Origin of the sequence: Caldicellulosiruptor kronotskyensis 2002 (assembly GCF_000166775.1) — a bacterium.
GTDB lineage: Bacteria > Bacillota > Thermoanaerobacteria > Caldicellulosiruptorales > Caldicellulosiruptoraceae > Caldicellulosiruptor > Caldicellulosiruptor kronotskyensis.
The window spans coordinates 2,450,001-2,464,871 of record NC_014720.1; the positions used below are offsets into that span (position 1 = coordinate 2,450,001).

Here is a 14,871-nt window from a genome sequence, read left to right on the forward strand (position 1 = left end):
TTAAATAACCATGTTCAGATACAAGATTAAATACAAATGGATTAGATATAATATACAAAAATGGATGCAAATGAGATACAGTTATTATATCCTTCTTATCTATTTTAAACCATTTGACTTTATCGTCAGAAAATGGGTCAAATCTCTCACATCTTTCTTTCAATTCTTCAAAGATTCTCTTCCAAATTTTTTTGTCACCAAATTCTAATATGCAGTAGTTTTTTTCAACATCGAGATGAAAGTTTTCTTCTTTGTTCTCATCCAGGTAAGCCTTTTGAAGTTCATGTGAAGCATTTTCAACTATCTCAGAAGACTCTTCTTCTTTTTCTGTTTTTTCGGCTGATTTTTTAAGCATCTCACATTCTGTTTCTTGTTCTTTTGCCTGCATGATTTCTTTTTCAACATCCTGGCTGCAATTCTGATCTAAGCTCTTGTCATCATCTTTTGACAATGAACTTCCAATTTTTTCTTCTTTCTCTACTTCCACCTCTTTTTTCTCATCGTGATTATCCATATCTTTTTTATCTTCATTTTTCTTACTTTCACCCTTTTCAAAACTTCTCAGAATATCTTTCTCCATATCATATAAACTACTATCATCAAAGCTTCCTATCAAAATGAAATTTGGTTTTCCTTTCTTCTCCTTTGCAACAGCAAATCCGAAGAGGTCTGAAAGTTTTAAGCTGCTTTTGAACAAATTAAACCTACTTGTGGAAAGAAACTGAACAATATTCCCTTTTTGTGGCTTTGAAAGTGCAGTCAAAAACACTGGAGAATATCCATCCGATTTTTTCACAACACCCCAAAAAGTAATCTTATCCTCCGTCTCTTCCAATCCCTGGATAACAATTTCAAAGTTAACTGTGTCTACAATTGCCTGAATCTTGACATATCCAAACGGGATTTTTCCTTTCTGTTCAATCCCCTTTAAGATTACTACAAATCTTGTAAACGGCAGATTTTCTATCAAAATAAAAGACCTCCTTCACAACCTTTATATCAGTATATGAAGGAGGCCTTCTGTTAGGTGATTTATTTCTATTTTAAAAGCCTCTGTTTTAGCTTTTCATTCTCTCCAATGAGCTCTCTCGGGAGCCTGTCTCCAAACTGGCTTAAAAACTCTCTTGAATCCTCAGACTCTTTTAACCACAATTCTTTGTCTATCTCAAGAAGTTTTTCTACCGTCTGTTTGTCTATATCAAGACCATCTAAGTAAAGATCATCAACATATGGCACATAACCAATTGGAGTCTCTTTTGCCGAAACTTTTCCTTCGCACCTTTCAATTATCCATTTCAGAACCCTCAAATTTTCACCAAACCCTGGCCAGATGAACTTGCCATTTTCGTCTTGTCTAAACCAGTTTACATGGAAAATCTTTGGCGGGTTTGGAATCTTCTTGCCCATCTCAAGCCAGTGCGCAAAATAGTCTGCCATGTTATAGCCACAGAACGGAAGCATTGCCATCGGGTCGCGACGAACAACGCCAACCTTGCCCATTGCAGCAGCAGTTGTTTCAGATGCCATTGTAGCACCAACATATACACCATGCTGCCAGTCAAATGCTTCATACACAAGTGGAGCAACCTTTGCACGTCTGCCGCCAAATATTATTGCCGAAATAGGCACGCCCTTTGGATTTTCCCACTCCTTTGAAATTGATGGGCACTGGCTGGCTGGTGCTGTGAATCTTGCGTTCGGATGTGCACCCTTTTCGCCACTGTCTTTTGTCCATGGTCTTCCAAGCCAGTCAATACCTCGCTCTGGTGGCTCTCCGTCCATGCCTTCCCACCAAACTGTTCCATCTTCTTTTAAAAGAACATTTGTATATATAGTATTTCTCTTTATGGTCTCCATGGCATTTGGATTTGTCTTATAACTTGTGCCAGGTGCAACTCCAAAAAACCCTGCTTCAGGATTGATAGCCCACAATCTTCCATCTTCGCCAATTCTCATCCATGCAATGTCGTCACCAACTGTCCACACTTTATACCCAAGCTTTTTAAGAGGCTCTGGAGGAATAAGCATAGCTAAGTTTGTCTTACCACATGCGCTTGGGAACGCACCTGCAATATATGTTACCTTGCCACTCGGGTCCTCAATTCCGACAATGAGCATGTGTTCCGCAAGCCAGCCTTCTTTTCTTCCCAGATAGCTTGCAATTCTGAGCGCAAAACACTTCTTTGATAGAATGACATTTCCACCATACCCTGAGTTTACGCTCATGATAGTGTTATCCTGTGGGAAGTGGCAGATGTATCTTTTCTCTGGGTCAAGTGTTGCTTTTGAGTGAAGCCCTTTTACAAAGTCAGGAGAATTTCCAAGATGTTTTAGCGCAACGTTGCCAATCCTTGCCATGATTCTGAGATTTAAAACAACATATATGCTGTCTGTAAGCTCAATGCCCACTTTTGAATATGGTGAGCCAACAGGTCCCATCAAATATGGCACAACATACATTGTTCTTCCTTTCATGGACCCGTCAAAAAGTGAGTAGAGCATCTTATATGCTTCGTTTGGATCCATCCAGTTATTAGTTGGACCTGCCTCTTCTTTTGTTGGTGTGCAGATAAAGGTTCTGTCTTCAACCCTTGCAACATCGCTCGGATGAGTCCTGTGAAGGTAACATCCAGGAAGCTTTTCTTGGTTGAGCTCCATAAGTTCTCCTGACTCAAGAGCTTCTTTTATAAGCCTTTGTTTTTCTTCCTCTGAACCATCTATCCAGACAATCTTGTCTGGCTTTGTGATTTTTGCCATCTCATCAATCCATTCATACACTGAGGGATGTAAGTTCACCTTTACCACCTTTTCTCCACCACCTTGCAAGTTTTGTTTATGATAATTGCAATTTGTATTATATTATACCTCATTAATGTCGAAATTGTCAAAAATAAAATAGCATTTTTAAGAATAAATGAAACTTAACTACGCACTAAGTTGCATTTATTACCAGGTATTAAGAGCACCTTTTAACTTTTAAAAAATTCCTCTTTAAAGCATTGGTAAAGTCTTATATAATCATCCAATGATAAATCCTCTGCTCTTAAATTTTCATCAAGTCCAGCCATGAGGATAATCTTTTTTAGCTCATCTTTTGCAATATCAAGCTGATTTGAAAGAGCATTTAAAATTGTTTTTCGGCGGGTTGAAAAACATGCATGGACTATTTTAAAAAACTTCTTTTCATCAACATTTGGCTCTTCAACTTTGAACCTTGCTCTCAAGACAGCAGAGTCAACCTCTGGTTTGGGGTAAAAAACATTTTTGCTAACATAAAAGTAATCCTCTATTTCACAATAAAAGTTCATTGCAACTGTGAGATTTCCATACTCTTTTGTTCCTGGTTTTGCCAAAAGCCTTTGCGCAACCTCTTTTTGAACCATGATTGTAAACTTCTCTATACACTCTCTTTCTTCAAAAAGCTTGAAGAGTATCTGTGATGTGACATAATATGGAAGATTGCCAATAACATATACCTTATTACCATTTGTTAAATTTTTAACATTAAGTTCAAGAAAGTCGCTATTTACTATTTGGACGTTTGAAAGGCTCTGGCAAACATCTTTTAAGACATTCAGTATCTTTTTGTCAATTTCAACTGCAAATACTTTCTGCGCAGTTTTTGCCAAATACACTGTAAGTGTTCCAGGGCCTGCACCTATCTCAATAACTTCCTTTCCTTCTGCCTGGGAAAATAAAATGATTTTTCTTACCACATTTTCATCAACCAAAAAATTTTGGCCAAGCTTTTTATTTGGAGAAAGTCCATACTTTTCAAGAAGATTTAAAAGATCAGTTTTTGTGATGGCTGGATTCACTCCTTTTTTAAAGTTGTTAATGACATTTAAAAATAAATGGCTCTGAGGACCTTAAGCCCTCAGAACCATACCTTTTTAATCTTTTGGTTCAGCCTTTTTCAAAACCTCTTTGACCGCCCACTTGTAAATTTTGAGCTTTACCCTGTCTGCTCCAACTTCAATTGTCAAAATATCATCCTTGATATTCACAATCTTGCCGATAATTCCGGCGTTTGTAACTATCTCATCTCCAACAATTAAAGAATTAATCATCTCTCTGAACTGTTTCTCTCTTCTTCTCTGTGGAACAATTATGAGAAGGTAAAGAACTACAAACATCAATATAAGAGGTATGAACTGCGCAAGCAGAGCAATTGCTGTTGCACCTGGCGGTGCCTGCTGCTGAGAACTTTGATTGCCTGCTGCATACGCAAAATCAAATAATAGATTCATCAAACTCATAAATTTTTTATCCCCCTGCCACCATTTGATTTTTTAAATTAAAATTATGCATAATAATATTATAACAGTTATCAAAAAATAGGCAAGAACTTTTAAAAGACTAAAAAGGAGGCTATTAAAATTGGAAAAATTTGTCGAAAACCTTAAAATTGAAAGACTTTTTTCAGGTGGTGTCATCACAAACTACTACTGTTCTTCTGCCTGTAAACACTGCCTATACAATAGCTCGCCATCATGGAAAAAAGAATACATGACAGAGGAGATGGCAGATAAATTATTTAAAACATTAAGAAAGTTTGGAGTTTACTCTGTTCATATAGGCGGTGGTGAGCCTTTTTTGAATTTTGAAGGTCTTAAAAAGGTCATCAATAGAGCAAATGAAAATAGGATTTACATTGAGTACATAGAGACAAACGCTTCGTGGGTGGAAAATGAAGATGAGGTAAAAAGAAGATTAAAAGAATTGAAAAATCTTGGAATTGAAACAATACTTGTCTCAATCAGCCCTTTTCACAATGAATATATTCCATTCAAAAAAGTGTTAAAGCTAATAAACCTTTTAAAAGAAGTTGGGATTGAAATCTTTCCTTGGGTTGAAGGGTTTTTGCCTGAGATAAAAAGATTTGATATTGAAAAAACACATCCCTTTTCAGAATACATAGATACCTTTGGAGAAAACTATGTAAAATCGCTACCTTTGCGCTATTACCTTACATTAAATGGAAGGGCAATAAAAACTTTTGAAGAGTTCTTTCCTAAAAAGAGTATTGAGGAAATACTCGAAAACTCATCTCCCTGCCATGAATTAAATAGTAAGACTCATTTTCATATGGACCTTTTTGGAAATTTTATCCCAAACCCATGTGTGGGATTCAAAATTTCCATTGACGATTTGGGAAAAGATCTTGATTGCAAAAAGTATTTCTTTGTAAATATGCTCTACACAAAAGGTATTCATGAGCTTTTCAGGTTTGCTCAAGAAAACTTCGGATATGAAGCGAAAAAAGGTTACCTTCTTAAGTGCAGCCTGTGTTTTGATATAAGAAGGTTTTTGGTATTAGAAAAAAACGTAGAGGCATTTGACTTTGGACCAAGAGAGTTTTATGAACAGTATTAAAATCTTTTCGATTTCTCTCTCAGCCACTTTATCCCTTGGCCGCTTAACAAAAAGAGTGTGAAAATTGCAGGGTAGTGATAACGAGGTTGAACTTCTAAAAATATGTGTAATACAACATAGCCAAGGAATATAAGATTTAAAAAAAGAAAAATTTCTTTATTGGCATTTTTTTTAGATGAGAGAATCCCTAAAATGATGTAAATCAAAACTGCATAGTAGTATAGCTGAGAGAACATATAGAAAATGGTTGGATGAACTTTTACAAGATTAACAAAATATGTGGTTTTGTAAACTTTAAAAGTACTCCAAAAATACCCAAAGCTATCATCGCCCCAGATAATAGCATGTTTGCGAGGGAGAATAGCAATAAAAATTTTTGTCTCTTTTCTGAGTCTCTCTAAACCTATTTTCATAGCCTCACCGTGCATCTTTTGAAAATCATAAGCATATTTTTTAACAAACAAAGAATGTTTAGGATTGTTCATACCATATGTTGTATAGTCTGTACCAATCATGAGATTAAGCCCCATTGATGTTTTCCACACAGGAATGCCTGTGAGACAAAAAATTAGATATCCTACTGTATAGAATGTAATAACGTATGAAATTATAGTTAAGATAGCACTTTTCAAGATTTTAAAATCTTTACAAAGAATTTTTAGTGCAAACAAGAAAATCATCGCAATTATGATCACAACAGCAACAGGTCTTATATGATTTGAAATTGCCACAAGGACTCCTGCAAATATGCCAAAAATGGCTTTTTTCTCTTTTATTGCCCTTAACAAAAAATACAGCCCCAGCACAAAAAACACAATAAATGGGTGTTCAGACGCCAAAACTGAATTATACATTATCTGCGATGGCCAAAAGGCATACAAAATTGCTGAATATGTGGCTGCTTCTTTGCCAAAAAGATAGTCAACAGTAAAATATATGATAAGTCCTAAAATTACTGAAAGAAACACATTGAAAAGTTTTCCTACAATTATGCTGCTTCCAAAAATCTTGAAAACAAGTGCCAAAATTAATGAATATCCAAATCTGAACCTAAAGAGTGTAAAAGTCATGTCATACCCTTTTAAAAAGCCTTGAGAAGCTTTTTGGGCATAGTAATAAAAACACAAATAGTCCGAAACCGGCTTTGTTGGCATCAAAAAAATCCATATAAGTCTTGGAGCTGCTATAACAAGAATTAACAAGAGTATAGCGAGTTTTTTGTTTGCCAGTTTTCGAAATATAAAAAGCCAAATATTAAAGATTAAAAAAGCTGACAAAAGAAGAATAACCATCACAACAAAACTTATTTTCTTATGTGTAAGAGCAACTATCCGAAACTGAAATGACAAAACAATGGCTAATCCTAAAAGCACTGCAACAATGCATCTAAAAAATGTGTCAAGTCTTCCTACTGTATTTTGCATTCACATACCCTACCCTTTCAAAATTTGTTAAATACCCAATATTTATACGATAAATAGTTTATCATCTGAGCGCAAAGAGTTGCAAGAATTTTGGCGATTAAAATTGAATTTGATAGGTAGGTTTTTGAAAGTTTTAAGACAACAATTGAAGATCCTAATGAAACAAGGTTTGTAATCACGAATTTTAACAACTTTGTAATTATTACTTTGCCGGTGGTTTTGTCTTCGAATGTCCACTTTTTGTTCATTATAAAGCTATTTATCATGCCGCTTGTGTATCCAAAAACCTGACTGAGTGAGTAACTGATACGAAAGACAGAATAAAAAAGAAAAAATACTGCAAAGTCAACTGCTGTATTTATAACCCCAACTATCGAAAATTTCACAAGCTGGACTATTTGCTTTTTGTACAAATTTATCTTTTCTACAAAATAGCTAAAATTATTCATCCCCTGCTATCTCCTCAATGAAGTATAAAGGCCTTCTTTTGACCTCTTTATAAATTTTGCCAATATACTCACCAATGAGCCCTAAGGCAACAAGCTGAAGCCCGCCTATAAACCAAATTGAAATTGTAAGCGAAGTCCAGCCTGTGACAGCTTGTCCTCTTAATTTCTGTACTATCGCATATATAAGAATTACAAAACTTAGCAAAAACATTAAAAAACCAGCTGTTGTGATATACTTTATGGGCTTTACCGAAAAAGATGTAATTCCTTCAAAAGCAAAAGAGAGCATTTTCTTGAGCGGATACTTTGTCTTTCCTGCTACTCTTTCTAATCTTTCATAGTAGACAACTGTTGATTTTAAGCCAATTAATGGAATCATACCTCTTAAGAACAAGTTTCTCTCTTCAAATTGCAAAAGATACTGGACTGCTCTTTTACTCATGAGCCTGTAATCAGCATGATTAAAAACAATCTCAACTCCAAATGCCTTCATTAGTTTATAAAAGCCCTCTGCAGTAAACCTTTTGAAAAACGTATCGGTTTTTCTGCTGCTCCTCACTCCATACACAATCTCATAGCCTTCCTTGTACTTTTGTATAAACTCATCAATGACATTGATATCGTCCTGCAAATCTGCGTCTAATGTAATTATACAATCAGCAAATTTTACAGCATAGCTCATTCCTGCCATAAGGGCGTTTTGATGCCCACAGTTTCGCGAAAGTTTGACCCCCAAAAATCTCTTATCCTCTGCAGCAGCTTTGATCAGATCCCACGTTCTATCACGGCTTCCATCGTCAACAAAGACAACTTTGCTTTTATCAGAAATTAGCTTTTTTTCAATGAGGCTTTGCAGTTTTTCACCCATCTTTTGAATTGTGAAAGGCAGCATTTCTTCTTCGTTGTAGCATGGGATTACAAAGTATATCTTGGGAAGCATTAACCTTCAACTCCTTTGAATATATTTTAAAAAATTTTTTAAACATTCTAATTTGAAATCTTTCATTCCATATGCTGCAATGGATAGTAAAAAAATAATTGCAGGATAATGATACCTTGACTGAACTTCTAACAAAAAGTAACTTAAAAAATGTATTAAAAATACCAAAACAGAAATTATTATACTATCTTTTTTCAAGCTAAATAATAAGCCAAATATAATAAAGAAAAGTATCACTAAATAAAACACTTGCACATATATAATTAAAAATTCTTTTATTAAAGTATTCCGAGACAATTTTAAATTTGCTCCCTGAGTAAAACTCCAATTAATTGAGTAAGTCTCATCACCCCAGAGAATTGCAATCTTTTCTTCTATAAGTTTTAGAAATCCCTTAGGATGTAATTTAATTCTTTCAATAGCAATTTTAAAGCTTTCCTTATGAACTTTTTTGAAATCGTAATTGTATTTACCTAAAATTAAAGCATCTTTATTATTGTACACGCCATGTGATTTCAAATTAGTACCAACCATAAAATTATAACCTATTGACCATCTCAATGGTACTCCTGTAAGAAACTTTATAACTGCATTCATAATTAGTATAGTAATTATAAAGGATACTAAAATTATAAGATATGTTTTTATCAATAAAACCATTTTTCTTCTTTTTTTAATTATAACAAATCCTGATATAAATAAGACTAATATTAACATTTGAGCAACAGGTCTTATTATTTGAGCCAATGCAATAAAAATTCCACAAAGTAAAGAAAAAATAATATTTTTAGAAGGTGTGTTATCAATAGCTTTCTATAAAAAATAAAACTGCTGTTAGGAAAAATGTTATAAATAAATTCTCTGATGCAATAACAGATGAATACATTATTTGTGCCGGCCATAAAGCATACAAAATTGATACCACATTAGCTGTATGTTTATCATACATTTTAAGTGCAAGAATATAAATTAATAATAAATTTATCATAGAAAATAAAATATTTATAAGAGAACCTTTTGTAAATGATGCACCTATTAAAAAATACACCAATCCTAATAACAGCGAAAATCCAACTCTATGAGGAAAAATCAAACATGTTTTATCAAGAGGGCTAAAAATTCCATTTGAAATATTTGTGGCATATTGATGGTAAAACAAAAAGTCAGAACAAGGCATTGGTTTTACAATAAAGTAATATAAAATCCTTAAAATTAAACCTACACAAAACAACATAAATACAAAAGTATCTTTATGTTTATTAATTATGTAAGCAATATATTTTCTTGATTTTACAATAAAGAGAATAAAAAGCCCCATTAATATAGTAAAAACATAAGTTGGGTAATTGGTTATTATTATTGTCCGCTGAAATAAGGCTATAAAAAATAAATATAAAAATATAATTATGCTACAAATATTAAGCAAAATTGATAATATTTTTTGTCAAAAATCATTATATCAACTGTTTTTTTGTTTAGCCCATTGAACATTTGAATTATGAAATTAAACTTCATCTTACCACATCCTACATTTTTAATCTTTTTAGATTTTGATTAAAACTAAACTATATTTGCTAAATCTCTATTTAACCATTAATGCTTAGTAAAGCAAAAGCATTGACAAAAATAGAGTTAGTCTATTATAAATCTGATTTCATCATTCTATTTTTGTCCTAAAATTATAGTAATTTTAAAACATCCTTGTGTCAAGAAATAAATTAAAGAATATTGTCTTTTTTACATTTATCGTTTCTATAAATTAATATTTTGAGACGTACTTACGAAAATTTGTTTCAAATAGCCAATACTTTGATTAAATTTTTGTTAAATCAAAATATTGCTTTTTTTATTTTTTTTACAATTAAATTAGAAAATTTTAGTTGGTTGAGAAAGGAGGAAATAACTATATGATATAATTCAAAAAACATTGTTTTTTACTTTATCTTAATACAATAATATACATTTTTGTTAATTTTGGAGGTATTTCCTATGAAAAAATTCTTTGTTTTCTTACTAAGTTTACTTACAATAATTACATTTACTGTAAAGGTGTATGCTGTTATACCTTCTGGTTACACTGCTGTTTCATTTTCAAACGGAGGTAATAATTTTATTTATTCTGATAACCCGGAAAGTTTTGGTGTTACCCCTAATGATCTTTTCTATCTATGGGGTGCTTCTTTAAACACTACGCCCAAAGATGTGGAGATGTACCATATTTTATACAATGGTTGGAACTCAAACAACAAACTTATGGTTGGAATTGCTATTCGTAATTCCAATAACTCACCTGTTACAATTACATTCAAAGGTAGTGGAAATGCATGGGACATCCAAAGCAATCAATCAGCTAATGCACTTGTAAAAACACCAGGTATATTGAGAGACTATTTTAATGCTTCATATACTTCTGTTACAATACCTGCATATTCAACCCAAGTTGTATATGCAATAAACACAAATTTTGTCACTGGTAACTATAAATTTGTTTTTATAAGAGCTCAATTTCAATCTTCTTTAAGCTCAAATGTTTGGATGAGATTATTCGTAGCAGGAGAAAATAAAATAAATTCAACAACATTTTTAAATGATTTATTCAACATTTCATCTCCAAATGCACCTGGTACAACAAACACTTTTACAGGAGAACTTTCGCACACCCAAAATATTACAACTCTTGATGCTAATGTGAAAACCACTTATAGATTTTGTGAATGGCCACGCCCATTATCAAATATTAACGAATATACAGGTGTTGTAACATATAAGTCCGGTGGATTGGATGTAAACGCAGGAATTTTTGGTGTGGTATATAAAATTAATATAAATAATGCAAATGGAAAAAGAATAAAAATTACACCAGATTGGAGTAATAAAGATCGACAATATGCCACTATCCTTTACAGATTAAATGGAAGTTCTTGGACAGTTGGATCTACTATTAGTTACGGACAATGCTGGTATATCTCTTTAGGAACAAACAATTCCGCAACCTTCGATTTTGTCCTACCTGGTGGTAATTATGGAAACTATGATATTTCATTTGATTAAAAAAGTACATTCTTTTTGCAGGAGGCTATATTTTGTGGCCTCCTGCAAGTCTAAATCGTTGAAATCCTAACAAAATTGTGCTAAAATATTTAAAGCGTGGAACTCAAACAAATTTATTTAACATACGGTGAAGGGAGACGTTATAAATAATGAAAAATAATAAGCAAACCATGGTTAATTTTAATTTTAGAAGGTTTTTTTTTTATGTTTTTTGTATTCAATAATCACAATTTTTGTGGTTTTTGTTTTTGAAAAAGTTTTTATTGTTGGTTATCTAGATTATGTTTTACCGACTAGAATCCCAAAAATTTTGTCGCGTGCAATTTTATTTTTATTTGTTATTACTATCAACATATTTATCATATTTCTAAACCTAAAGAAAATTATTATCGAAAAGTTCAATGAAAAACACATTATTTTTTTCCTTTTTGTTATTTCGATAACTCTCCCTTTAGTATTAGCTTTTTCAATTAAAGTCGAACCTAAATCTGATTTCTTAACATATTATCTCATAGCAAGACACTTAGTTTATGGTAAAATATTTATTCCAAATTACATAGCAACATTTCCTCACACAATCATGTTTCCTATTTTTTTATCATTTATTTTTTATATTTTTGGTCCATCAATTTTAGTAGCTCAATTAACAGGTATACTATTGTCTGCAATGTCAGTTATTTTGGTTTTTCTTATTGGAAAAGAAGCTGGGAAAAAACGATTGGGATTTATAGCTGCTCTAATGTGGTCTTTAATGCCATCAAGAATATTTTATTCTTTATTAATATGCACAGAAAACCTATTTAATATTGTAGCACTATTTACGATACTTTTGTTTTTTAGAAATCTAAGAACTTCCAAAAGTGTAAAAACTAAATATTTCAATCTGGCTCTTATTGGTATTTTGCTGGCCTGGTTAAGTAGTATCAGACCAAATGGAATTATCATTTTAATTGCACTGACATTATTTTATATCGTATTTTCCAAAGAAACTAACAATAATTTCCTTAAAAAGGATACTCATAATATACATTTTTTGAAATTTATTGCTGTTTCTATAATATTGACAAATTATCTTCTTGTATCTTTTTCTCTAAACATTATGACTGAATCAATAATTAACCAAAAGATTGCTTCAACCCGAATAGGTTGGAATTTGTATGTTGGTATGAACATATCTTCTCATGGGCAGTGGAATAAAAACGATTCAAAACTATTCGGAAAACTTATAAAAGAAATTGGCCCTGATCAAGCTCAAAAAGCATTTTTTTAACCTTGGTCTTAAACGACTTCAAACTCTTATAAAAGAGAAAAAAATAATAAGTTTTATTTTTGATAAAATAATAACAATGTGGCATGCAGACCATGAAGCATATGATTATGTTTCGGGTGCGCTATTACAAAATACAGCTGAAAAGCTAATTTTTACTAAGAACAATAAAATAATTAAACTTTTCTTTGATATATATTATTACATCATTCTATTTACTGCTCTTTTAGGATTAATTTGGGAATTAAAACTGTAGTTTTTCAAATTCAATAATTATTATAGGTTCTTTTATAATTTTAGGTACAATTTTATTACATATCCCTTTCGAAGCAGCATTAAGATATAAAAACCATGCTTTGTTATGGTTTTGTTTTATTTCAGCAAATGGAATAATTACAATTTCGGAAAAAATCGCAAAATCACATAAGTCTCATGTAAATAATTAGCAAAACTTATATCCTATCCTCTTCAATATCCTTTCTCAGCTTTTCCATGAACCTGAGCAAAAATCTTACATTGTGGATAGAAAGCAAAATTGCACCAAGGATTTCCTCAGCTTTAATCAAGTGCCTCAAATAAGCGCGGGTAAAGTTCTGGCATGTGTAGCAATCGCAGTCCTCTTCAATAGGTCTGAAGTCTTTTGCATACTGAGCGTTTTTTATAATCATCCTGCCCTCTTTTGTGAAGACTGTGCCGTTTCTTGCAGTGCGGGTTGCAAATACACAGTCAAACATGTCAACACCGCGAATGACAGATTCATATAAGCAATCTGGTGTTCCAACACCCATAAGGTATCGTGGCCTATCCTCTGGTAGGATTGGGTGCAAAACTTCTATCATCTCATACATGAGCTCTTTTGGCTCGCCGACAGAAAGCCCGCCTATCGCATAGCCGGGAAGGTCTTCTTCAATTGTGCGTTTTGCACTCTCTATCCTCAAGTCCTTGTAAGTTGAACCTTGTATTATCCCAAACAGAGCCTGATTTTCTGTGTTTTTGTGATGAGCTTTGCATCTTTTGAGCCATCTTGCTGTTCTCTCTAAAGCCCACTTTGCATACTCATGGTCACAAGGGTATGGTACACACTCATCAAATGCCATTATTATATCTGAACCAAGAATATTCTGAATCTCAATCACCTTTTCAGGTGTGAAAAAGTGCCGAGAACCATCTATGTGCGACCTGAACTCAACCCCATCTTCTGTTATAGTTCTTAGCTTGCTGAGTGAAAACACTTGAAACCCGCCACTGTCAGTTAAAATTGGTTTTTGCCAGTTCATGAAACTGTGAAGTCCACCTGCTTCTTTTATAACATCTATCCCTGGTCTTAAATAAAGATGATATGTGTTTGCCAAGATTATCTGTGTACCCATCTCGTATAGGTCTCTGTGCATAATAGCCTTGACTGTTGCCTGAGTGCCAACTGGCATGAAAACCGGTGTTTCAATCACTCCGTGTGGTGTGTAGAGTCTTCCTCGTCTTGCATTGGATTTCTTGCTCTTTTTAATTAGCTCAAACTTTATTGCCACTTTTCCCTTGCCCCTTCCTGTAAAAATACTTCGAAATATTTATAATGAAAAAACCTATGGGTTTAAAATGAGCTTTCCACTCCCGATTTTTGTAGACTTATATATTAGGTTTGAAACATACTCTTTGGTGCTTATCAAGGTATCATACATATTATATCCCTTTGCAAGGAAAGTGGCAAATGCAGTCGAAAATGCACAGCCAGTCCCGTGAATGTTATCTGTAAAGCCTTGTTTTTTTGCATGTACTCTAAAAATTCCACTTTGTGTTATCAAAACATCCTCTGCAAGCTTGCCATCAAGATGACCGCCTTTTAGGATGCATGATTTTATTCCCATTTTCTTCATTCTTTCTTGAACGCAGCTTAGAACATCTACATCAAAATTTTTAATTTCCACATCAAAAATGACTTCTGCCTCATTTTTGTTGGGTGTGATGACATCACAGGCTTTGAAAAACTCATATTTTAAAAATTCTATAAACTCACTTTTACAAAACTCAAAACCGCTTGTGGATTTCAAAACCGGGTCACACACTACGTTTTTAAGATTGTACCTTTTTAAGTTTCTCAGTACAACAACTGCTATCTCAGAACTTCCTAAAAGTCCAATCTTGACACTGTCTGGCTTTATATCTTCAACCACTTTTTGAAGCTGATACTCAAAAAAATGAGGGTCTATGGGTTTTAAGTCATAGACCCTTTGAGTATCCTGGACTGTCAAAGATGTTACTACAGATGTTGCATAACCATTCAACGCCCTCACAACTTTTACGTCAAGCAAAACGCCTGCACCACCTGATGGGTCAAACCCGGCAATTATGAGCACTTTTTTCATCTTT

At 33.1% G+C, this 14,871-nt stretch carries 13 protein-coding genes (1 of these 13 cut by a window edge); 3 read left to right on the forward strand and 10 right to left on the reverse strand.

Features of this window, described 5'->3' with window-relative positions; all coding sequences use genetic code 11:
• The 4 genes from CALKRO_RS11340 to yajC all read right to left on the reverse strand — a co-directional run.
• A protein-coding gene (locus tag CALKRO_RS11340) for a hypothetical protein (RefSeq protein WP_013431148.1) crosses the window boundary here: on the reverse strand, positions 1 to 970 show its 5' portion. It extends 194 nt beyond the left edge of the window; only the first 970 of its 1,164 coding nucleotides appear in the window; the start codon lies at positions 968 to 970; the stop codon falls past the left edge of the window.
• 68 nt (positions 971 to 1,038) lie between these two features.
• Entirely contained in the window at positions 1,039 to 2,805 is a 1,767-nt protein-coding gene (locus tag CALKRO_RS11345) for a phosphoenolpyruvate carboxykinase (GTP) (protein ID WP_013431149.1), read from the reverse strand.
• Between the two features lie 164 nt (positions 2,806 to 2,969).
• Positions 2,970 to 3,818, reverse strand: a complete 849-nt coding sequence (gene rsmA / locus CALKRO_RS11350) for a 16S rRNA (adenine(1518)-N(6)/adenine(1519)-N(6))-dimethyltransferase RsmA (protein ID WP_013431150.1) — start codon at positions 3,816 to 3,818, stop codon at positions 2,970 to 2,972.
• A 75-nt stretch (positions 3,819 to 3,893) separates the two neighbouring features.
• Positions 3,894 to 4,259, reverse strand: coding sequence for a preprotein translocase subunit YajC (gene yajC / locus CALKRO_RS11355; protein ID WP_013431151.1), 366 nt, complete (start codon positions 4,257 to 4,259; stop codon positions 3,894 to 3,896).
• 121 nt (positions 4,260 to 4,380) lie between these two features.
• Between yajC and CALKRO_RS11360 the strand changes: the two genes are divergently transcribed.
• Positions 4,381 to 5,376 (forward strand): radical SAM protein, encoded by a 996-nt coding sequence (locus tag CALKRO_RS11360; RefSeq protein WP_013431152.1) that lies wholly within the window; start codon positions 4,381 to 4,383, stop codon positions 5,374 to 5,376.
• On the opposite strand, the gene CALKRO_RS11365 is transcribed toward CALKRO_RS11360, so the two are convergent.
• Genes CALKRO_RS11365 through CALKRO_RS11380 form a run of 4 tightly spaced genes read right to left on the reverse strand, consistent with a single transcriptional unit; the run spans position 5,373 to position 8,936 of the window.
• Positions 5,373 to 6,800 (reverse strand): glycosyltransferase family 39 protein, encoded by a 1,428-nt coding sequence (locus CALKRO_RS11365; protein WP_013431153.1) that lies wholly within the window; start codon positions 6,798 to 6,800, stop codon positions 5,373 to 5,375. The two genes, CALKRO_RS11360 and CALKRO_RS11365, sit on opposite strands and share 4 nt — an antisense overlap.
• 17 nt (positions 6,801 to 6,817) lie before the next feature.
• Positions 6,818 to 7,249, reverse strand: a complete 432-nt coding sequence (locus tag CALKRO_RS11370) for a GtrA family protein (protein ID WP_011915882.1) — start codon at positions 7,247 to 7,249, stop codon at positions 6,818 to 6,820.
• Positions 7,242 to 8,189: a glycosyltransferase family 2 protein gene (locus CALKRO_RS11375; protein ID WP_013431154.1), complete on the reverse strand. Its 948-nt coding sequence runs from the start codon at positions 8,187 to 8,189 to the stop codon at positions 7,242 to 7,244. The genes CALKRO_RS11370 and CALKRO_RS11375 overlap by 8 nt, the downstream gene beginning before the upstream one ends.
• A 6-nt stretch (positions 8,190 to 8,195) precedes the next feature.
• A complete protein-coding gene (locus CALKRO_RS11380) occupies positions 8,196 to 8,936 on the reverse strand; it encodes a hypothetical protein (RefSeq protein WP_041741756.1) in 741 nt (246 codons plus the stop codon).
• A 1,242-nt stretch (positions 8,937 to 10,178) separates the two neighbouring features.
• Here CALKRO_RS11380 and CALKRO_RS11390 point away from each other — a divergent pair.
• Together CALKRO_RS11390 and CALKRO_RS11395 are read left to right on the forward strand one after the other, a co-directional pair.
• Positions 10,179 to 11,240, forward strand: coding sequence for a hypothetical protein (locus tag CALKRO_RS11390; RefSeq protein ID WP_013431156.1), 1,062 nt, complete (start codon positions 10,179 to 10,181; stop codon positions 11,238 to 11,240).
• 211 nt (positions 11,241 to 11,451) lie between these two features.
• Positions 11,452 to 12,510, forward strand: coding sequence for a glycosyltransferase family 39 protein (locus CALKRO_RS11395; RefSeq protein WP_237699081.1), 1,059 nt, complete (start codon positions 11,452 to 11,454; stop codon positions 12,508 to 12,510).
• A gap of 449 nt (positions 12,511 to 12,959) precedes the next feature.
• Here the strand turns inward: CALKRO_RS11395 and tgt are convergent, their stop codons facing one another.
• Both tgt and thiD read right to left on the reverse strand, forming a co-directional pair.
• A complete protein-coding gene (tgt, locus tag CALKRO_RS11400) occupies positions 12,960 to 14,033 on the reverse strand; it encodes a tRNA guanosine(34) transglycosylase Tgt (protein ID WP_013431157.1) in 1,074 nt (357 codons plus the stop codon).
• 54 nt (positions 14,034 to 14,087) lie between these two features.
• Positions 14,088 to 14,867 (reverse strand): bifunctional hydroxymethylpyrimidine kinase/phosphomethylpyrimidine kinase, encoded by a 780-nt coding sequence (gene thiD / locus CALKRO_RS11405; RefSeq protein ID WP_013431158.1) that lies wholly within the window; start codon positions 14,865 to 14,867, stop codon positions 14,088 to 14,090.
• Positions 14,868 to 14,871 lie beyond the last annotated feature (4 nt).

What these genes read in the sequence shown, in the direction of transcription:
- yajC (WP_013431151.1), bottom strand. Translation starts at nt 4,259, where the DNA reads ATGAGTTTGATGAATCTATTATTTGATTTTGCGTATGCAGCAGGCAAT.
- CALKRO_RS11375 (WP_013431154.1), bottom strand. Translation starts at nt 8,189, where the DNA reads ATGCTTCCCAAGATATACTTTGTAATCCCATGCTACAACGAAGAAGAA.
- CALKRO_RS11390 (WP_013431156.1), top strand. Translation starts at nt 10,179, where the DNA reads ATGAAAAAATTCTTTGTTTTCTTACTAAGTTTACTTACAATAATTACA.
- CALKRO_RS11365 (WP_013431153.1), bottom strand. Translation starts at nt 6,800, where the DNA reads ATGCAAAATACAGTAGGAAGACTTGACACATTTTTTAGATGCATTGTT.
- CALKRO_RS11370 (WP_011915882.1), bottom strand. Translation starts at nt 7,249, where the DNA reads ATGAATAATTTTAGCTATTTTGTAGAAAAGATAAATTTGTACAAAAAG.
- thiD (WP_013431158.1), bottom strand. Translation starts at nt 14,867, where the DNA reads ATGAAAAAAGTGCTCATAATTGCCGGGTTTGACCCATCAGGTGGTGCA.